Here is an 18,937-nt window from a genome sequence, read left to right on the forward strand (position 1 = left end):
CGGGACGGAGCCGGCCCGGGCGCGCCGGACCGGCTCTTCCGTCCCTCCTACTTGAGGCCGCTGGTGACCATGCCGCGGATCAGGTAGCGCTGCGCGAAGACGAAGAACAGGATGACCGGCAGCAGGGAGACCAGGGACATCGCGAACAGCATCCCGATCCCCTGCTGGCTCTCCGAGCTCACCATCGCGCTGAGCGCGACCGGCACGGTGTACATGTCCGTCGACGTCAGGTAGATGAGCGGCGTGAAGAAGTCGTTCCACGTCCAGATGAACGTGAAGATGGTCGTCGTCACCAGGGCCGGGCGCATGAGCGGGAAGACCACGTGCCAGAAGATCCGGAAGGGGCCCGCCCCGTCGATCGCCGCGGCGCGGTCGAGGTCGCGCGGGATGCCCCTGATGAACTGCACCATCAGGAAGATGAAGAACGCGTCGGTGGCGAGCAGCTTGGGGATCAGCAGCGGCAGGTAGGTGTCCACCCATCCCAGCTGGGCGAAGAAGATGTACTGCGGGATGATCAGCACGTGCATCGGCAGCATGACCGAGACGAGAGTGATCCCGAAGAAGAGGCGGCGCGACCTGAACTCCAGCCTGGCGAGCGCGTAGGCCGCGAGTGAGCAGGAGAAGAGGTTGCCGAGGATCGATCCCACGGTCACGACGAGGGAGTTGAGGAAGAACACCGAGAAGGGGCGGTTGAGGGCGTGCCAGCCCTCCCGGAAGTTCTCGAAGGTGACCTCGGTGGGGACGAGCCCCGGTTCGGTCAGGATGAGGTGCGCGGGCTTGAAGGCGCTGACGATCATCCAGACCAGCGGGTAGATCATCACGATCAGGAAGAGCAGCAGGGCGCCGTGCTTGAGCATGGCGCTCCGCGTGCGTCGGCGGCTCCGGGAGCCGCGCGCGCCCGCGACCGGTGCGGCGTCGATCATCAGTCGTCTCCGTAGAAGACCCAGTACTTGGACAGGAAGAAGTGGACCGCGGTCACGGCGCCGATGACCAGCAGCAGGACCCAGGCCAGCGCGGAGGCGTAGCCCATGTCGAAGGCCTTGAAGCCCTGTTGGTAGACGTAGAGCGTGTAGAAGAGGGTGGAGTCGACCGGGCCGCCGGTACCGCCGCTGATCACGTGTGCCTGGGTGAAGGTCTGGAAGGCGCCGATGGTCTGCAGGATGAGGTTGAAGAAGATGATCGGTGTGAGGATCGGGACGGTGATGTGCCAGAACTGCCGCACACGCGAGGCCCCGTCCACGCGGGCCGCCTCGTAGTACTCCTCGGGGATCTGCCGCAGGCCGGCGAGGAAGATGACCATCGGCGATCCGAAGGTCCACACGTTGAGCACGATGAGGGTCGAGAGCGCCGTGGACGGGTTCTGGAGCCAGCTCTGCCCCTCGATCCCGATCAGCGCGAGGAAGTCGTTGACCAGGCCGTGGTGTCCGAACACCTCCCGCCAGAGGACGGCGATCGCGACGCTCGCCCCCAGGAGCGAGGGAAGGTAGAAGGCGCCGCGGTAGAACGCGAGCCCCCGCACTCCGCGGTCCAGCAGGACCGCGAGGAGGAGCGCGAACATCAGCTGGAGCGGGACCGAGACGAGCACGTACCGTGCGGTGACGGATGTGGACGCCCAGAACCGCTCGTCGCCGAACATGCGCTCGAAGTTGGCAAGCCCGGTGAAGTTCGGTGTGCTGAGGATGTTGTAGTCGGTGAAGGCCAGGTAGAGGGAGGCTCCGAGCGGGACGGCCGTCACCAGGCACAGGCCCAGCAGCCAGGGGGTGAGGAAGACGTAGGCGGCACGCCCCTGCTGCCTGGCGGCGGGACGGCGCTTCACTGAGGGGGCCACGCCCTACGCCCCCTGGTCGATGCCGGACCGGATCTCGTCGATGAGCGACTCCGCCACCTCCGAGACGGCACCGTTGCCCAGGGCGACGTTCTCCGACGCCCTGGACAGCGCCTCCCGCCAGGTGCCCGTCCCGGGGGGAGCCTCGTACCGCGGCCGCCGCTCCTCGGCCCGCTCCGCCTCCACCACGGTCAGCATCTCCGTCTCGTCCTCCGAGGCGAACTCGTAGGACTCGGCGAGGACGCGGGGGTTGGGGGGAGCTCCCATGGTGAGGCCCACGGTCCGCAGGAAGTCCGCGTTGTTGACGCTGAAGTCGATGAGCCGCCCGGCCGCCTCGACCTTGTCGTCGCCGATGCCCTGGTAGACGGCCAGGCGGGGGTAGTAGAGGAAGCGGTGGCCGTCGGCCGCGCCGTCGACGACCGGCACGGACCGGAGCCGGTACTTCCAGTCGGGGAACATCGTGGCTTCGTCGATGATGTGGTTGGAGCTGCCGAAGTTGAGCAGGACGCTGTCCCCGACCGTGGAGAAGTCGGGCTGCATGCCCTCCTGCTCGCCCAGGCTCAGGACCGCCCCCTCGTCGAGGAGCTTGCGCCACCACTCGAACCAGTCGCCGAGCGCCTCGGCGTCGAAGCCGACGTCGCCGTCCTCGGTCCACAGGTCCTGGTCGCGCTGGCGCAGCCAGGCCTCGAAGCCCATGTCCTGGTCGGGGGTGTAGCTCGCCCCCTTGCGGCCCGCCGCGTTGTTGGCGCTGTAGTCCACGAGGAACTCGGCGAGGTCGTCCCACGTCCAGTCCTCCCCCGGCATCTCCGCCCCCTCCTCCTCCAGGAAGGTCTCGTTGTGGCGGACGACGGGGACGAAGACGCCGTGGGGCATGGTGACGAGCTCGCCGCCCAGGGAGAAGGACGCGATGTCCTCATCGCCGTAGTCGGACAGGTCCAGGGTGGGGATGTCGTCGAGCCTGCGGTACAGCCCGTTCGCCTCGTACGTCATGACCTGGGGGGAGGCGATCCAGAAGATGTCGGCGACGTTGCGGGCCGCCATCTGCGTGGTCATGCGCTCCTGGAAGGCGGTGTACTCCGCGAACTCCGGATCGACCGTGATCTCGGGGTTGGCCTCCTGGAACTCCTCCAGTGCCCGGGTGTAGGTCTGCTGGCGGACGGTGTTCCCCCACCAGGCATAGCGGAGCGCGGAACCGGAACCGCTGCCACCGCAGCCGGACAGGAGCGTGGACGCCCCCATCGCGCCCAGGCCGGTCAACGCGAGAAAAGCGCGCCGATCGAAGTCTCTCATCACATTCCCTTCGCTGCGGGGGAAGTCACACAGGTGCGTGTGCAGCCTCATAGGACATGTTTCCGACCCGGATCTGGTCTGTCAATAATCCATGAATACTTGTTTTACAATGTTACCGGGCCTTGATGGGTCAAGGCCTGACCAGCACCTCGAAGAGGTCGATACGGGGCAGTACGACCTCGCCGTCCCCTGCCAGTCCGGTGTCGGCACGCAGGGCGAACGACGGCTGCTCCGGCCACCACGGCACCCTCAGACGGCGTCCCTCCACCGGCAGGGGCGTCCGGAACCCTTGGGGCACATCGCCCGAGTGGTTGATCAGGTGGACCACTCCCCCGGCCGCCGAGGCGCCCAGGACCACCTCGACCTGCTCGGGGAGGTCGGTGTCGACCTGGACGGGCCCCCTCGCCGTGCGCAGCGCCGTTTCGACGAACACGTCCCTGTGCCCGCTCAGGCCCGCCTGCCGGTACGCGCGGCCCGGCGTCCAGGGCAGGACGGCGATCCGTCCCCGTCCGTGGTCGCGCCACAGTGCGCCGGGCAGGTCGAGGGCCAGGTGGCCGTGGCACTTCTCGGGAGGGCCGTAGGGGGCGCGGGACAGCATCGGCAGGTCCGTCCCCGCGTCCGGCAGGGGCTCGACCACGTGGAAGGCGCCCAGGACGGGGAGGTCGCCCCCGCGTCGCGCGTCCTCCCGGCCGGGCCGGCGCAGGTGGAGCGAGCGCACGGACTCGACGGTGTCCCGGACGGCCGTCCGGCGTAGCACCGGGGAGCCCTCCACCTGGAAGGCGTCTCCCTCGAACCCGCTCCCGCCCGTGGCGAGCACGCCTCCCCCTCCGGCGACGAAGCGGTCCAGGGCCCCGACCCCCTCGGGTTCCAGCGGCCCGAGGTCGGGGAGGACGACCAGGCCGTAGTCGCCCAGGCGGCCCTGGTCGCCGACGTCCGGAAGGCGCGGCTCCGGCAGGACGTCGAACGGGATGTGCCTTTCGAGGAGCGCCGTGTACAGCCCCCGGAACTCGTGCGTGGCCTCCTCCAGCCGCGCGGGGGAGAGCTTCAGCGGATCCGGCCGCACCAGGAGGGCGCGGGCGGCCGGTGCGAGGTCGCGGTAGACCTCGCCGTGGTCGCGGTGGAAACGGGTCATCTCGCCGGCTACGCCGAGGCACTCGTAGGTGACGTCGTCGGGGGTGCCCATGATGTAGGTGGAGGGGTTGGCGCCGCGCGAGACGGCCTGGACCAGGTACTGGGCGAAGTGGTGGGGCTCCTCCCCTGCCAGGCGGTAGGGCATGTCGACGAAGCCCACGGCGTTGGTGAGCACCGGAACACGCGGTCGATACGTCCTGGCCGCGCTGACGTGTTCGGCGGTCCGGTGGTGCCACAGGGGACGGCCGACGGCGTTGTTGGCCTCGTGGAAGACGATGTCGGCGCGATCCCCGAGGATGAGCGGCGCCTCCGGGCGGCGCGCGCTGACGTGGGCGCGCACGCGGGCGGTCAGCTCGTCGAGCACGGTCGCCGTGAACCTCTTCCACACGGGGTAGGTCGGGGAGTGCGGCCCTGCGGGCAGCTCGGCGCCGGGGGCGAAGTCGGCGAAGGCCCGCCGGCAGGGGAGGCAGTGGCAGGTGCCCCGGTGGACCCCGCTGTAGTCGACCTCGTTGAACGACATCCAGTTGAAGAAGAAACCGTCGACGGCGTACCGGTCCAGCACCTCGTCGACCACGTCGAAGAGGCGGTGCTGGTAGTAGTCCCCGCTCGGGCACACACTGGTCAGGCCGTTGTACACCTGCTGTGCGCCGTCGGCGCCGGTGAAGCACCACTCCGGGTGGCGTTCGGCGCGGCGGTGGTCGACCTTGGAGAAGTCCATCCGGGCCAGGACACGTATCCCCCGCTCCCCCGCGGCCGCCACCGCGTCACCGACCAGGTCGCCGGACGGGCGTTCGGCCAGCACTGGGTTGCGGGTCTGGAAGTCCAGGTCCGTGGGGTGGTTGGAGACGATGCCGCCGACGCTGAGGAGCCAGGCGCTCGCGCCGAACCCCTCCAGGTAGTCGAGGACCCTGCCGACGTCCAGGCCGGCGTCGATCTCCCTCAGGTTCGTCTGGAACATCTGGAACGGCCGCTGCCACCAGAGGTCGTGTCCCGTCATGCCCCCTCACCCCCGATCCAGGTGAACAGGACGGTCTCCAGGAGGTCGGCGGTGTCGACGGTGATCTCGGCTCGGCCCTCCCGGAGGCGGACCGGGACATCGGCGCCCGCGACGAGGAGCCGGGCGCGCGCACCGACCGCACCCTCGGGCAGGGCGATCGAGACCTCCTGCGGAGGGAGCGGGAGGATCTCCCGCATGGGCCCCTTGAGTGCCATGGGGTTGGTGAGGTTCACGATGACCACGGCGACCGACTCGGGGTTCTCCCACACCGCGAGGTCGACCAGGCCGCGCCCCCGCACCCGGACCCGCTCCGGTGCGCCGAGTGCCCAGCGGACGGCGTTGGCGACGAGGGTTCCGTGGTCGGGCTGGAGCGCCTCCCAGAACAGGGCCCCGAGGTTGAAGGGGACGTAGACCGAGCGCCCTCCGCCGGGGAGCTCCCGGGCGATGAGTGCGGGGCTGCCGGGCTCCTCCCTCGGATAGACCTCCTCCATCGGCAGGTCGGGGTAGTCGGGCACGAAGCGGAAGGGCACCTCGGTCCCGGCGCGGGCGGTCACCCCGACGAGCTCGGTCCCCCCGATGATGCGCTCCGCGCCGTCGAACCCGGCGTTGGTGGGGTGGTCCCCGGTGAGCGCGATGTAGTTGTTCTTCACGGGGCCGCGCACGGGCATGCTCAGGTCGGCGCCGAAGACGTCGGCGAGTCCGAAGTTGGCGCGGGGGGTGCCGTACTCGTCGTCCAGGGAGGACCTGTGGGCGGCGACGACGCTCCCCCCGGACTCGGCGAACGCCTGGACGGTCCGGCACTGCTCCTGGCTCAGCCGCTCCGCGTCGGGGAGGACGAGCACCTTGAACCGGTGGAGCTCCTCCACCGTCAGGTTCGGCTCCGCGACGATCTCGAAGGGGATGCGGGCCTCGACCAGGGCGTGGTAGAAGCCGTCCTCGTGGGCGCGCGTCCCGGTCCCCGCGGGGCCCGAGCCCGTCTCCAGGAGCGCCACGTCCGCCGTGACCGCACGGGCCGCCAGTTCGGGCTCGAGCAGCTCGTGGAGCGCGAAGGCGTCGGCGACGGGCCGTACCCAGCGGCGGTCGGGGACCATGCCGTTGAACTTGGTGAACCAGGGGAAGGCTCCCTGGGCGAAGCCGTCGACGATCCACATGGTGGTCTCGGCGCCCGGCGACACCGAGTCCTTCCAGCGGTGCTGGTGGTCCTCGGGCCCGATGGAGGTGATGAGGCCGACCGGCCTGTCCCGGAACACCGCCCTGCTCCGCTTGCCGTTGCGGCCGGCCGACCAGGGCGCCTCGACCCCGGAGCGGCCCTGCTTGTCGATGAGGAAGAAGGGGAAGTGCCTGGCCAGCATGTCGCGGTCGAGGTCGCGGGCGGCGATGCTGCCCAGGTTGGGGATGAACCGGGCGTGCGGGCGGATGTCGCGCACGGCCCGGTCCCACAGGCTCACCAGTTCGCTCAGCTTGCGCCGGCGCCACACCACGTACGCGCGCCAGGCGGGGTCGGAGGAGTCGCCCTCGCGGCGCGGCAGGTCGAACCCGGTCTCGTCGCGGAAGCTGCGCAGTGCCGCTTCGCTGTAGGAGATGCCGTGGCCCTGCCAGCGGTTGGCGAACACGGCGTCCACGTCGTACCGGATGACGATCTCCCGGGCCACCTCGGTGATGAACTCGCGGTTGTAGGGACCGAACGGACAGGTCAGCCAGATGTCGGGGTAGCCCCAGTGCTCCACCGGCCGACCGTCGGCGGTGCGCGCCAGCCACTCGGGGTGCGCGCGTGCGGCGTCGGCGTGGACGGCGTGGGGGTCCACCCGCGCCATGACGTGCATGTCGAGGCTGCGGGCCCCGTCGACGAGGGTGCCGAAGGGGTCGGTGTCACCGAGGTGGGCGCTGCGGTAGTGGTACGGGATGTCGGTCGGGTAGAACGCGACGTAGCCGCCGGCGCTGATGCAGGCCGCGTTGGACCTGGTCTCGCGCATGACGTCGATCCAGAAGCCGGGGTCGAAGCGTCCGGGGTCGTTCTCCGTCAGCGTGAGCTGTGTCCACCGTGTCGCGCCCAGGTGCCAGTCGGACGTGCGTGGCGCGCCGGCCGCGGTCCGGGGCCCGCTCTCCGTCACATCCTGTGCCATGTGGCTGGTCCTCTCGTCGGCGTGGCCGCCGCGGGCCCGGCGTCTTCCGCGCCGGTGGTGCTCCGCGACGGCGGCAGCCAGTATAGGCACATTGTCAGTCAAGATTTCAAGACTGACAATGTGGTCGAGAGGGTGGACGGATCAGGCGGAGGCCTCCGCCTCACGCCCGGACAACTTCTCCACCTGCAACAACAGGGCGGAGTGGTCGAGAGATCCGTGGCCCTGGGCGCTCAGCGCACCCATCAGGGTCGCCGTCAGCGCTCCGAGGGGGATCGTCACGCCGGCCTCGCGCGCCGCGGCCGTCACGATCCCCAGGTCCTTGTGGTGCAGGTCGACCCTGAACCCCGGTGCGAAGTCGCGCGCGAGCATGGACGCGGCCTTGCGGTCCAGGACCGTGCTCCCCGCCAGTCCGCCCGCGAGCACGCGTACCGCGCGCTCCCGGTCGACGCCGTGCGCGTCGAGGAAGACCAGCGCCTCGGAGACGAGTTCGATCACCCCCGCGACGATCAGCTGGTTGGAGGCCTTGACGGTCTGGCCGGCGCCGGCCGCCCCGACGTGGACCACCGTCGCGCCGAGCGCGTCCAGCACGGGCTCCGCCAGGGCGAAGGCCTCCGGCTCGCCCCCGACCATGATCGAGAGCTTCGCCTCGACGGCCCCCTGCTCTCCCCCGCTGACGGGCGCGTCCAGGACCGGCACCCCCCTGGCCTCCCCCGCCTCTGCCAGGGAACGGGCCACGTCGGGCCGGATGGTGCTCATGTCGATGAGCAGCGCACCGGGCCGCATGTGCGCCAGGGCCCCGTCCTCGCCGAGGACCACGGCTTCCACGTCCGGCGAGTCGGGCAGCATCGTGACGACGGCGTCGGCCCCCGCCACCGCCTCGGCCACCGAGGGCGCGGCGCGCCCGCCGGCGTCCACCAGCGCCTCCCTCTTCCCGGCGCTGCGGTTGTACCCCACCACGTCGAATCCGGCGCGGACGAGGTTGGCCGCCATGGGGGCTCCCATGACGCCGAGGCCGATGAACGCGATCGTTCGTACACTCACTGCACAAGCTCCTGGGTCGTTTCGTCGGTGCCGGCGAGCCGTCCGGCCCACCGGAATGCTGTGCTCCGGCCGGGGCCGGGCCTCACGCCTCAGTGCCCCCGGGGAGACCGGGCAGGTCGCAGGAGCGCGTCCAGGCGAAGGGGGAGGGTCCCCCGCCCGCGTGCTCCAGGGCGACCCATCCGCCGTAACCGCCGCCGGCGAGGTCGAGCACCCAGTCGCCCAGCGGGAGCCCGCCCGTCCCGGGGGCGCCCCTGCCGGGCGCGTCGGCCAGCTGGACATGGCTCACCCGGTCCCGGTGGCGGGCGAGGGCGGCCGGGACGTCGTCGCCGTTGACGGCCAGGTGGTACACATCCAGGAGGAGGCCGAGATTGTCCGCGCCCGTCTCCTCGCCGACACGGTCGATCACCGCCACCGCCTCGTCCGCCGTGAGCAGCGGGTAGTCCGGGGCTCCGCTGACCGGCTCGACGAGGATCGTGCCACCGATCTCGGCGAGCGCGCCCGCGGCCTCCCCCAGGGCGCGGACGGCGGCGGCGTCCTGCTCGTCGTCGGGGACGTCGGTGCGGCGGTTGCCGTACAGGGCGTTGAACGACCGGCAGCCCAGGGCCTCCGCGATACGGCGCACCACCGCCGTGTGGGCCCGCAGTTCGTCGGCGTGGTCGGGCCAGGAGACCACGCCCCGGTCGCCGCCGGGCATGTCACCGGCGTAGAGGTTGAGTCCGACCAGGCTCAGTCCCGAAGCGCGGACGGTGTCGACGAAGCCCTCGACCTCGTGCTCCGGAGGCGTCGGCCCGGCGAAGGGCCACCAGAACTCGACCGCCTCGAAGCCGGCCTCCCGGACCGCCTCGAGCCTCTGCTCGGGCGGCCGGTCCTTCATCATGATGGAACAGTTCACGGCGTAGCGCGGTGTCTGCACGGTGCTTTCCCCTCGGGCGTCGTTACGGGCCGGACCGGGGCAACTGGTCCGACCACCTGACCGATGGCGAAGCTAAGCGGGCACCGCACGCCGTGTCAAGCGCTCAGGGGCGCTCCGCACGCCCCTCGTCCTGCGAGGAGCCCAGCTCGCCCAGCAGACCCGTCTCGATCTCGCTCATGTGCACGGCCATCAGCTGCCGCGCCCGGCGGTGGTCGCGCCGTTCGATGGCGCGCAGGACCTGCCGGTGGTGTTCGAGGTAGTGCTCCGCCTGGTTCTCCCTGCGGCGGGAGCGGTCCTTGAGCTCGCTCCACATGCGCTCGCGCATGAGCCCGACCAGGGTCCGCTCCAGGGCGAGGAGCACGCTGTTGTGCGAGGCCGCCGCCACCGCCAGGTGGAAGTCGGCGTCGACCGCGGACGGGTCCTCCCCAGCGCGGACCACGCGCTCCTGCTCGAGCACCAGGTCCTCCAGCACCCGCAGGTCGTTGGAGGTCCGCGCGGTCGCCGCGTGCTCGGCGCACACCGGTTCGAGCGAGGCCCTGGCGACGATGAGGTCCAACGGGCTGTGCTCCCCGGCGACCGCGGCGCGGGCCCGCAGGACGTTCGCCTCGGAACCCCCGTCGCCCACCACGTAGGTACCGCTGCCCACCCGCACGTCGAGCACCCCCGCGTGCTCCAGGACGCGGATGGCCTCGCGGACCGAACCGCGTCCGACCTCGAACGTCTCGGCCAGCACGCGCTCGGAGGGCAGCGGTGATCCGGGGGGAAAAGCACCCGACCGCACCCCGGCGAGGATCTGGTCGGCGACCGAGGAGTAGACCTTGGACCGCTCCACGGCCCGGAAGACCGGACGCCCCTCCTGTGGCATCTGACACACACCTTCCCTATACTCACCGGACCGGTCGGACCAATCTCGGCCAAAATTACCAGAGCGAGCGAAGGACGTGATGTGCGTGCCCGAGTACGGACCAGTACTCGTGAGCGGGCGGTTCGATCCCGGTGAGAAGGCGCGGATCCGCGCGGCCGCGGCGGGCGCCCCGGTGGAGTTCGTGGAAAGGCCAGGGGAGCGCCCCGACCTCCTGGCCTCGGCGACCGTCGTCGCCGGGACCCTCAGCGGGGAGGAACTGGCAGCGGCGTCCGCCGTGCGCTGGGTCCACAGCTGGGCGGCGGGCGTCAACGCCGACCTCGCGGGCGGGATGGGCGGGCACCCGGCGACCCTCACCTCCTCCGCGGGCAACGGCGCGATACCCCTGGCCGAACACGCGATGATGCTGATGCTGATGTTGAACCGCGACGCCGCCCGATGGGCCCGGGCCCAGGCCGACCGTCGATGGGAGCGCTTCGAGCACGGCGAGCTCAACGGCCTCACCTGCGGGATCATCGGCCTGGGGCGCTCCGGTCTCGACCTGGCCGCCAAGGCCGCGGCCTTCCACATGCGGGTGGTGGGGGTACGGCGGCGGACCGACCGGCCCTCCCCCGGCGTGGACGCCGTCTTCGCCCCGCAGGACCTGCACCGGATGCTGGGCGAGTCCGACTTCGTGGTGGTCACGGTCCCCGACACTCCGGCCACCGAGCACCTGGTCGGCGAGGCCGAGCTCAGGGCGATGAAGGGGTCCGCGTTCCTCGTCGTGGTCTCGCGCGGCGGGATCGTGGACGACCGGGCCCTGTTGCGGGCCCTCTCCGAGGGATGGATCGCCGGCGCCGGGCTCGACGCCCACGCCGAGGAACCGCTCCCGGAGACCAGCCCCTTCTGGGACCTTCCCAACGTCGTCGTCACCCCGCACAACGGAGCGACGACCGCCGCGACGCGGCGCCGCGGGGTGGACATCTTCGTCGACAACCTGGAGCGCCACGTCCAGGGCCGGCCGCTGGCGAACGTCGTCGACAAGTCCGCCGGCTACTGACCCCGCCCCTCTCCCCCACTCCCGGCCATGACGCCGCTCCACGCACACAGCCATCGGAGACACACCATGACCACGCCAGAGCTGCCCGCCCTCCCGCCCGGCTTCGTCTTCGGGGCCGCGACGGCGGCCTACCAGATCGAGGGCGCCGCCGACGTGGGCGGGCGCGGACCGTCCATCTGGGACACCTACTGCCGGACGCCCGGCCGCGTCGCCCGCGGCGAGAGCGGTGACGTCGCCTGCGACCACTACCACCGGTACCCGGAGGACGTGGCACTCCTCCGGGAGCTGGGGGTGGACGCCTACCGGTTCTCGATCGCCTGGCCCCGGGTCGTGCCGACCGGGAAGGGAGCGGTCAACCCCGAGGGACTGGCCTTCTACGACCGCCTCGTCGACGCCGTGCGCGAGGCCGGGATCGAACCCGTGGCCACCCTCTACCACTGGGACCTCCCGCAGGCGCTGGAGGACGAGGGGGGCTGGCGCGTGCGCGCCACCGCCGAGCGCTTCGCCGAGTACGCGCGGGTGGTGGCGGACCGGCTGGGCGACCGGGTGCAGCGCTGGATCACCCTGAACGAGCCGCACTGCTCGGCGTTCGTCGGCCACGCGGTGGGCCGCCACGCACCGGGGACCCGGGAGGGCACACCCGCCCTGGCCGCCGCGCACCACCTGCTGCTGGCCCACGGTCTCGCGGCACGGGAACTGCGCGCCTCCGCGGCACGGCACGGTCGCGCGGCGGAGGTCGGCATCACCCTCAATCCGGACCGCTTCATCCCCGCCACGGACTCGCCCGAGGACGCGGAGGCCGTGGACCGCGCCGAGACGCTGCACAACCGGGTGTGGCTGGACCCGCTGCTGCGCGGACACTACCCCCGGAACGAGACTGCCACCTGGGGGTCCATGGCCGACGGGAGCTACCGGTCCCCCGAGGACGCGGCGACCATCGCCCAGCCGCTGGACTTCGTCGGACTGAACTACTACCGCCCCGTACGGGTGCGCCATGCGCCCCTGCCCGACGCCGCCACGCGCACGGCCGTCGACATCGGAGTGGAACAGGTCCCGGTCGAGGGGGTGCGCCACACGACCATGGGGTGGCCCGTGGTCCCGGAGTCCTTCACCGACCTCCTGCTCGACCTGCACCGCCGGTATCCGGAGCTGCCCCCGGTCTACATCACCGAGAACGGCTCGGCGGAGCCGGACGTACCCGCGGCGGACGGACGCGTGCACGACGAGGACCGGGTCGCCTACCTGCGGGACCACCTGTCGGCCCTCGCCGACGCCGTCGCGGCCGGAGTCGACGTGCGGGGATATTTCGTCTGGTCCCTGCTCGACAACTTCGAGTGGGCCTACGGGTACGACCGCAGGTTCGGCATCGTGTCGGTCGACTACGAGACGCTGGCACGCACGCCCAAGGACAGCTACCACTGGTACCGGCAGGTGGTGCGGGCACACCGGGAGCGCCGGACGGGGTGAGGCCACCGGGCGGGACGGGCTCCCAGGAGCGGTCCTGTGAGTCCGTGCCGTCCCGGGCGCCTCCGGGTCGGCGACCGCTCAGTCGGTCCGCGGCCCGCCTCCGGAGGTGCGGAGTTCCTCGTTGATCCGCTGCGCCTCCTCCAGCTGGTCCTCCAGGATGATGATCCTGCAGGCGGCTTCGATCGGGGTGCCCTCGTCCACGAGTTCGCGGGCGCGGGAGGCGATCCTGAGCTGGTAGCGGGAGTAGCGGCGGTGTCCGCCCGCCGAGCGCAGGGGCTCGATCAGCCGGGCCTCGCCCAGAGCGCGCAGGAAGGCCGGCGTGGTGCCGATCATCTCCGCGGCGCGGCCCATGGTGTAGGCGGGGTAGTCGTCATCGTCGAACCGGTTGGTTCCGGAACTGGTCAAGCGTTTCTCTTTCTCTCCTCATCGCACGCCGAGGACCCCAGCGCCGAACGGCGCTGGGGTCCGAGAGTTCAATACCATCTACCGGCTGCTGCCGGTCTTCCGCTTCCCGATGTGGAACTGGAACGGGAACGCGGGGATCGCGGTTGTGTGACCGTGGACCACCTTCTTCCGAACCGGGGCCTGCGGTACCCGAGCGGAACAACCCACACCCGGGCGATCCTCGATGGCATCTACTCCTCTCGCTCTCACTGCGTGCACTTCACTCCTGCTGCGGCGCCCCCGTACAAGGGGGCGCCGGTACTGCAACTGCGGTCCTACCGGCCCCCGGTGCCGTCCAACGTCTTCTGCACCGGTCGAGCCCTACCGCGTCCTTCTTCACCGCCACGGCGTCCCCCGCGAAGACGGGACGCCGGTCCAACCGGCTGCCGGTGCCCTGATGCACGTGCGCACCGGTCGAGCCGACCTGCTTCGTTACTGCGCGGTCCCCCACGGGCGGGACACCGCTACTGCCACTGCGGTCCTACCGGCCCCCGGTACTGTCCGACATCTCCGTACCGGTCGAGCCCTACCGCGTCCTTCCCCACTACCCCGGCGTCTCCCGTGTCGGCGGGACGCCGATCCTGCTCTCCACCGGCGTTTCCGGTGGTCCACCTCGTGGATCCCTGTGGCTACGACAGGAAATGTATCAGCGGCCCCAGCGCATGTCTACTCTGGCCGATGGAGATTTTGGCTCGCCCTGTGGGCAGGTTTTCTGGAGCCGGCGCCTCAGCCCGCCCCCGCGTAGGCCGGGGCCTCCAGGAACGTCCGCAGCTGCTCGGCCAGCGGTTCGTCGAGGCTGTGCGGCGCGCCCCGGTGACGGGGGTCCCGGAACGCGCGCCGGAAGGCCTCGGGGTCGCCGGTGAGGTCGGCGGTGGCGCTCCTGAGGTCCTCCAGCGCCTGGCGGAGCCGTCCTGGCGTGCTCCCCCAGGCGGACTCGTAGGCCCGGAGCGCGCGGAAGAAGCGGACGCACGCCAGATGGGTCGACTCTCGGTGGTCGTGGCGCTGGATGTGCTCGGCCATCGCGCGCGTCCTGCGGAGTGTGGAAGGCATTCGGTTCACTGCTTCCTGAGAAGAGGGGAACGGACACTGCTCAGGGGGCGGCCCGGCCGGAGCCGGGCCGCCGGGGGTTCAGGCGTCGATGCTGCGAGGCCGGCCGTCGCCCTGGCCGACGCTGATCTTGCGCGGCTTGGCCTGCTCGGCCACCGGGATGCGCAGGGTCAGGACACCGTCGGCGTAGTCGGCCCGGATGGCGTCGGTCTGCAGCGTCTCACCGAGGAACAGCTGCCGCGAGAAGGTGCCGGAGGGGCGTTCGGCGACCACCACCGCCTCGCGGTCGCGCACGGCGTCGGGGCGCTCGGCGGTCACGGTGAGCACGTTGCGCTCGACCTCCAGGTCGATGGAGTCGGCGCGTACCCCCGGCAGGTCGAAGCAGACGACGAAGTCATCGCCCTCGCGGTAGGCGTCGATCGGCATGGTGGCCGGTCGTGACGCCTCCCCCAGGATCCGCTGCGTGAGGCGGTCGATGTCCCGGAAGGGGTCGGTACGCATCAGCATCATGGAAACCTCCTCTGTCCCTACTAGAAAACCTGATGCGAGATGACGCAGGTTTTATACCTCAGGACACGGGAGATAAACAACTGTGTCCGATAAAGGTTTTCTCAAGCCCGGAGGTAGGGTCGGAGGGCGCACCGATGGCTCGGCGAGGAAGGACGTGCTGATGGCAGAACCGCGGCCGGGTACCGCACGCGGCCTGTACACGATCTCCGTGGCCGCCCGGATGGCGGGGGTCGCACCACCGAGCCTGCGCTCCTACGAGGAGCGGGGCCTGGTCGCCCCGGCGCGCACCGAGGGCGGCACGCGCATGTACAGCGACGACGACATCGTCCGGCTGCGACGGGTCGTCGAGCTGGCGGCCCAGGGGGTGAACCTGACGGGGATCGGTCGGATCCTGGAGCTGGAGGAGGAGAACACCCGCCTGCGCGACGGCCCTCCCGGGGAAGGTTGAGGAGGCCTGCCCCCGGCCCCGCCGCCGCGGCCGGTCCGCGGCGGCGCCCCTCCCCCTCTCCGGCCCACGCCTTCCGCACCGGCCCGTCACGGCCGACGCCCCCTACGAGCCGGACACCCCCCGCAGGCTCCCGGGTTCGCCGGGGGCCGGGGTCGCCGCACCGGCCCCCTCCGCCGCCGGCGAGCGGGGGGCGCGCCACACACTGCCCTGGACCTGCGTGGCGACGATCGCGAAGGCGCAGGTCGTCACCAGGGTGACGGCCATCCACACCTGCCAGCCGCCGGCCGCGGCCACCGCCGGCGCCAGCAGTACCGCCGCGAGGATGAACAGCCGGCTGACGAAGTGGTTGAGGCCGAAGGCCAGCCCCTGGACGTCCGGGTGCACTTCCTCGGTGTACTCCGAGAAGCTGGCCATCCACGGCCCGAGGACGGCGCCGAGGGAGATGCCGACACCGGTCAGCAGCACGACGAGGAGGAACCGCGAGGCGGACGCGCCCACGCCCATCGTGAGGACCAGTGCCCCGAGCAGCAGCGTCGCCGCCAGTGCCCCGCCGATGAGGAACGGCTTGCGGCTCTGCGTCCTGTCGGAGAGCCGGGAGAAGACCAGGCCGGCCACCAGGTTGCCCGCCCAGAACGACATCACGATCGCGGACGCCGTGCGCACCGTCATGGCGAAGTGGTCGACCAGCATGGTCTGGCCGTAGGCGTTCATGGTGGCGAGCAGCACGTAGAGCAGCGACATCGCGGCCACGTGCGCCCAGACGACGCGGCGGCGCAGGAGCGGCCGCAGACGGCTCCCACCCGCCGGCGCCCCGCTCACGCCGGTCGTCCGCTCGGTGATGCGGATGGTGCGCCGCAGCCCCGGAGCCAGGTCGCGCAGGGTGAGGGCGACGATCGTCGCCCCGACGAAGGCCGCGCCCGACATCAGGAAGATCTGCGAGCGCCAGGAGTGGTCGAACAGGTCGAGTGTCAGCGCGGCGACGGCCGCCGCGAAGAAGTTCGCCCCTACGGGCCCCCAGCTCCAGAAGGCGAAGGCCTGGGCCCTGCCCATCCGGGGCGTGAAGTCCCGGATCAGCGGCTGGGTGCCGGCCACCGCCATGCCCTCGACGAACGCGAGCAGGATGCGCGCGGCGGTGAAGTGGGCGACCGACTGCGACAGCGCCATGAACAGGCACGCCGCCGCGGACAGGAACATGAGCGGCACCACCACGCGGACCCGGCCGACGCGGTCGACCAGCTCACCGCCCAGGTAGCCGGACACGGCCCCGAACAGCAGCGACACGGCGGTGATCTGCCCGTAGGCGCCCAGGGACATGCCGAGGTCGGCCAGCAGCAGGGGCAGGACCGGCGCGAGCTGCCCCTCGTAGGCGGAGATGAACAGCGCCAGGACGACGACGGCCACCAGCAGCCGTCGCCGGGCGCCCGTGGGGTACTCGTGGAGGAGCCTTCGGTGTGACGGCAAGGGACCCACCCTCTCATTTCCTGGACACAACGACCAATAACGTTCGAGGTGTCCAGAACATAAGGTGGGTGACCGGCACCACACAACCCCCTAGTCGGAAATCGAGTCGAAGCCCGTCGCCCAGTAGCGCCCGCGCCGGGACAGCTCGACCAGCGTCTCCACGACCTGCTCCACGTCCGGGCGCGGCGCCGGCGACTCCAGCCACCACAGGAGCACCGAGACCTGCTCGCCGACCCAGGCCCGGGCGACGACCCGCAGGTCGACGCGGGGGCGGATGCGGTGGGCCCTGGCCCGCTCCGCGAAGATGTCGTGGGCCGCCTCGGTCCACGCCTCGACCAGGGCCCGCAGCCCGCGGCCGTCGCCCTCCCCTCGCAGGATCAGGCGGTAGACGTCCGGCTGCTCGGCCGCGTGGCGGAAGAGTTCGGCCACCGGCCACCCGGTGAACCCGACGCCCTCCCGGTCGACGGGGGCCATCCGCTCCCGCAGTTCGCCCAGGACGACCTCGACCACGTGGTCGTAGAGCGCCTCCTTGTCGCGGAAGTGCGTGTAGAACGTCGCCCTCCCGACATCGGCCGCCGCCGCGATGTGCTCCACCCTGACCCCGGCGTACCCGTCGGCGAGCACCCGGGAGACGAACGCCGCCCGCAGTGCGGCCCGGGTGCGGAGTGTGCGCCGATCCTCGTTTGTCATGGGGTCTTTCTAGCAACGCCCGACACCCCTGGACACTTCCTGGACATCGTGTCTAGTATCTCGGTGTTCGCTCGAAGACCTCTGGAGGGACCGTGAACCTTGGCAGCTACCTCACCCGCAGCGCGTGCCACTGGCCGGAGGCGGAGGCCCTGGTGTCCGGGGACCGGCGCTGGAGCTACCTCGCCCTCGAACAGGAGGCCAACCGGCTGGCCTCCGCCCTGCTCGCGCGCGGCTGCACGCCCGGCACGGCGGTCGCCACCCTGTCCGGCAACCGCGGGGAGCTGGTCGTCGCGGAGATGGCGCTCTGCAAGGCGGGGTGCCTCCGGGTGCCGGTCAGCACCCGACTGGCGGCGGCCGAGATCGAGCACGTCCTCCTGGACGCCCGGGTGCGGCTGGTCCTCGTTGACGCGGCCAACCTCCCGACCGTGCGCGCGATCGTCGACTCCCGCGCCCCCGACTGTCTCGTGGTCGTCCTCGACGGAGACGCCGGCGACGCCCTGGGCTACGCCGCCCTCCTCGCCGAGGGCGACCCCGGACCGGTGGCCGTCGACCTCGACGAGGACAGCCCTGCGGTACTGAACTTCACCTCGGGCTCCACGGGCACGCTCAAGGCCGCGGTCCAGACGGTCGGCAACAGGCTGTCCAACATGCGCAAGCTGGCGATGAACCCGCAGGGCTCCACCGGCCCGGGGTCGGTCTACCTCGCCCCAGGGCCGATCACCCACGCGAGCGGGATGGGGATCCTCGGCTGCTTCTTCCGCGGAGCCGCCGTCGTGGTGCTCCCGGCCTTCGACACCGAGGCCTACCTCGACGTCCTGGAGCGCGAGCGCGTCACCCACACCTTCCTGGTGCCGGTCATGCTCAACATGGTCCTGGCCTCGCCCACCGCGCGCAGCCGGGACCTGTCCCGCCTGAGCAGCGTCACGATCGGCGGCGCCCCCGTCAGCCCGGCCCGCCTCCGCGACGCCGTCGAGCTGTTCGGCCCCGTGGTCAACCAGGGCTACGGGCAGGGCGAGACCACGAGCGCGATCACCTTCCTCACCTCCGAGGACGTACTGCGGGGCATCGAGTCCGACCCCGAGCTGCTGCTCTCCTGCGGGCGCCCGGTCTTCGACACGGAGGTCCGCGTCGTCGACGACGGGGGGAACACGCTCCCCGCCGGCGAGGTCGGCCAGATCCTGGCACGCGGGCCCGACTGCGTCCGGGAGTACTTCCATGCCGAGGAGGCCACCGCCGAGACGTTCCGCGACGGGTGGGTGCGCACCGGGGACCTCGGCTTCTTCCGCCGGGACGGCTACCTGTTCATCGTGGACCGCGAGAAGGACATGATCATCTCCGGGGGCTACAACGTGTACTGCACCGAGGTGGAGGCCGCCCTCTACGAGCACCCCGCGGTCTTCGAGACCTGTGTCGTGGGAGTCCCCGACGAACGCTGGGGGGAGACCGTCAAGGCGTTCGTGACACTCCGGCCGGGCGCCGCCGCCACCGGGGACGAGCTGCGCGAGTTCTGCGCGACCCGGCTGTCCCGGGTCAAGCTCCCCCGCATCGTCGAGTTCGCCGAGCGGATCCCGCGCAACCGCAACGGCAAGATCGACCGGCGCGCGCTCCGGCGGCGCGCATGGGCCGGCTCCGAGCGACAGGTGGGGTGA

17 protein-coding genes are annotated in these 18,937 nt (G+C 71.3%); 4 read left to right on the forward strand and 13 right to left on the reverse strand.

Translation table 11 applies throughout. The annotated features are described in order from the left end of the window. Window positions 1–47 precede the first annotated feature (47 nt). The 8 genes from ACFQBR_RS22750 to ACFQBR_RS22785 form a co-directional block, all read right to left on the reverse strand. Window positions 48–923 carry a carbohydrate ABC transporter permease gene (locus ACFQBR_RS22750; RefSeq protein WP_344180904.1) on the reverse strand — a complete coding sequence of 292 codons (876 nt, stop codon included), beginning with the start codon at window positions 921–923 and terminating at the stop codon, window positions 48–50. Further along, a complete protein-coding gene (locus tag ACFQBR_RS22755) occupies window positions 923–1,828 on the reverse strand; it encodes a carbohydrate ABC transporter permease (protein WP_344180906.1) in 906 nt (301 codons plus the stop codon). Before ACFQBR_RS22755 ends, ACFQBR_RS22750 begins: the two co-directional genes overlap by 1 nt. Before the next feature lie 3 nt (window positions 1,829–1,831). Then, entirely contained in the window at window positions 1,832–3,115 is a 1,284-nt protein-coding gene (locus ACFQBR_RS22760; protein WP_344180908.1) for an ABC transporter substrate-binding protein, read from the reverse strand. Between the two features lie 130 nt (window positions 3,116–3,245). Beyond that, on the reverse strand, window positions 3,246–5,243 hold the full coding sequence (locus tag ACFQBR_RS22765; RefSeq protein WP_344180910.1) for an alpha-amylase family protein: 1,998 nt from the start codon (window positions 5,241–5,243) through the stop codon (window positions 3,246–3,248). Beyond that, window positions 5,240–7,366: an alpha-amylase family protein gene (locus ACFQBR_RS22770; RefSeq protein ID WP_344180912.1), complete on the reverse strand. Its 2,127-nt coding sequence runs from the start codon at window positions 7,364–7,366 to the stop codon at window positions 5,240–5,242. Before ACFQBR_RS22770 ends, ACFQBR_RS22765 begins: the two co-directional genes overlap by 4 nt. Before the next feature lie 141 nt (window positions 7,367–7,507). Beyond that, window positions 7,508–8,458: a 2-hydroxy-3-oxopropionate reductase gene (locus tag ACFQBR_RS22775; RefSeq protein WP_344180914.1), complete on the reverse strand. Its 951-nt coding sequence runs from the start codon at window positions 8,456–8,458 to the stop codon at window positions 7,508–7,510. Window positions 8,459–8,489: 31 nt separating this feature from the next. Further along, entirely contained in the window at window positions 8,490–9,320 is an 831-nt protein-coding gene (locus tag ACFQBR_RS22780; RefSeq protein ID WP_344180916.1) for a hydroxypyruvate isomerase family protein, read from the reverse strand. A 103-nt stretch (window positions 9,321–9,423) separates the two neighbouring features. Next, window positions 9,424–10,185: a FadR/GntR family transcriptional regulator gene (locus ACFQBR_RS22785; RefSeq protein ID WP_344180918.1), complete on the reverse strand. Its 762-nt coding sequence runs from the start codon at window positions 10,183–10,185 to the stop codon at window positions 9,424–9,426. Window positions 10,186–10,264: 79 nt separating this feature from the next. Here ACFQBR_RS22785 and ACFQBR_RS22790 point away from each other — a divergent pair, with 79 nt between their 5' ends. After that, a complete protein-coding gene (locus ACFQBR_RS22790; RefSeq protein ID WP_344180920.1) occupies window positions 10,265–11,221 on the forward strand; it encodes a D-2-hydroxyacid dehydrogenase in 957 nt (318 codons plus the stop codon). 66 nt (window positions 11,222–11,287) lie between these two features. After that, window positions 11,288–12,688: a GH1 family beta-glucosidase gene (locus ACFQBR_RS22795; protein WP_344180922.1), complete on the forward strand. Its 1,401-nt coding sequence runs from the start codon at window positions 11,288–11,290 to the stop codon at window positions 12,686–12,688. A 78-nt stretch (window positions 12,689–12,766) separates the two neighbouring features. On the opposite strand, the gene ACFQBR_RS22800 is transcribed toward ACFQBR_RS22795, so the two are convergent. The 3 genes from ACFQBR_RS22800 to ACFQBR_RS22810 all read right to left on the reverse strand — a co-directional run bounded on the left by ACFQBR_RS22800 (window position 12,767) and on the right by ACFQBR_RS22810 (window position 14,689). Beyond that, window positions 12,767–13,039, reverse strand: a complete 273-nt coding sequence (locus tag ACFQBR_RS22800; RefSeq protein WP_267950419.1) for a MerR family transcriptional regulator — start codon at window positions 13,037–13,039, stop codon at window positions 12,767–12,769. A gap of 819 nt (window positions 13,040–13,858) precedes the next feature. Continuing rightward, a complete protein-coding gene (locus tag ACFQBR_RS22805) occupies window positions 13,859–14,182 on the reverse strand; it encodes a hypothetical protein (RefSeq protein WP_267945126.1) in 324 nt (107 codons plus the stop codon). 78 nt (window positions 14,183–14,260) lie between these two features. Next, window positions 14,261–14,689, reverse strand: coding sequence for an Hsp20/alpha crystallin family protein (locus tag ACFQBR_RS22810; RefSeq protein ID WP_344180924.1), 429 nt, complete (start codon window positions 14,687–14,689; stop codon window positions 14,261–14,263). 160 nt (window positions 14,690–14,849) lie between these two features. Between ACFQBR_RS22810 and ACFQBR_RS22815 the strand changes: the two genes are divergently transcribed. Further along, a complete protein-coding gene (locus tag ACFQBR_RS22815) occupies window positions 14,850–15,137 on the forward strand; it encodes a MerR family transcriptional regulator (protein WP_344180927.1) in 288 nt (95 codons plus the stop codon). Between the two features lie 102 nt (window positions 15,138–15,239). Here the strand turns inward: ACFQBR_RS22815 and ACFQBR_RS22820 are convergent, their stop codons facing one another. Next, complete coding sequence (locus tag ACFQBR_RS22820) at window positions 15,240–16,598, reverse strand: MFS transporter (protein ID WP_344180929.1); 1,359 nt, start codon at window positions 16,596–16,598, stop codon at window positions 15,240–15,242. A gap of 90 nt (window positions 16,599–16,688) precedes the next feature. Next, entirely contained in the window at window positions 16,689–17,288 is a 600-nt protein-coding gene (locus ACFQBR_RS22825) for a TetR/AcrR family transcriptional regulator (protein WP_344180931.1), read from the reverse strand. Window positions 17,289–17,380: 92 nt separating this feature from the next. On the opposite strand from ACFQBR_RS22825, the gene ACFQBR_RS22830 reads away from it, so the two are divergent. Beyond that, window positions 17,381–18,937 carry an AMP-binding protein gene (locus ACFQBR_RS22830; protein ID WP_344180933.1) on the forward strand — a complete coding sequence of 519 codons (1,557 nt, stop codon included), beginning with the start codon at window positions 17,381–17,383 and terminating at the stop codon, window positions 18,935–18,937.

The sequence above is a fragment of the Nocardiopsis tropica genome, from assembly GCF_042660575.1.
Taxonomy (GTDB): Bacteria; Actinomycetota; Actinomycetes; order Streptosporangiales; family Streptosporangiaceae; genus Nocardiopsis; species Nocardiopsis tropica.

Coding starts and splice junctions, on each gene's coding strand:
- ACFQBR_RS22810 (WP_344180924.1), bottom strand. CDS start 14,689: ATGATGCTGATGCGTACCGACCCCTTCCGGGACATCGACCGCCTCACG.
- ACFQBR_RS22800 (WP_267950419.1), bottom strand. CDS start 13,039: ATGGGCCGCGCCGCGGAGATGATCGGCACCACGCCGGCCTTCCTGCGC.
- ACFQBR_RS22785 (WP_344180918.1), bottom strand. CDS start 10,185: ATGCCACAGGAGGGGCGTCCGGTCTTCCGGGCCGTGGAGCGGTCCAAG.
- ACFQBR_RS22770 (WP_344180912.1), bottom strand. CDS start 7,366: ATGGCACAGGATGTGACGGAGAGCGGGCCCCGGACCGCGGCCGGCGCG.
- ACFQBR_RS22765 (WP_344180910.1), bottom strand. CDS start 5,243: ATGACGGGACACGACCTCTGGTGGCAGCGGCCGTTCCAGATGTTCCAG.
- ACFQBR_RS22760 (WP_344180908.1), bottom strand. CDS start 3,115: ATGAGAGACTTCGATCGGCGCGCTTTTCTCGCGTTGACCGGCCTGGGC.
- ACFQBR_RS22805 (WP_267945126.1), bottom strand. CDS start 14,182: ATGCCTTCCACACTCCGCAGGACGCGCGCGATGGCCGAGCACATCCAG.
- ACFQBR_RS22790 (WP_344180920.1), top strand. CDS start 10,265: ATGTGCGTGCCCGAGTACGGACCAGTACTCGTGAGCGGGCGGTTCGAT.
- ACFQBR_RS22750 (WP_344180904.1), bottom strand. CDS start 923: ATGATCGACGCCGCACCGGTCGCGGGCGCGCGCGGCTCCCGGAGCCGC.
- ACFQBR_RS22825 (WP_344180931.1), bottom strand. CDS start 17,288: ATGACAAACGAGGATCGGCGCACACTCCGCACCCGGGCCGCACTGCGG.
- ACFQBR_RS22795 (WP_344180922.1), top strand. CDS start 11,288: ATGACCACGCCAGAGCTGCCCGCCCTCCCGCCCGGCTTCGTCTTCGGG.
- ACFQBR_RS22815 (WP_344180927.1), top strand. CDS start 14,850: ATGGCAGAACCGCGGCCGGGTACCGCACGCGGCCTGTACACGATCTCC.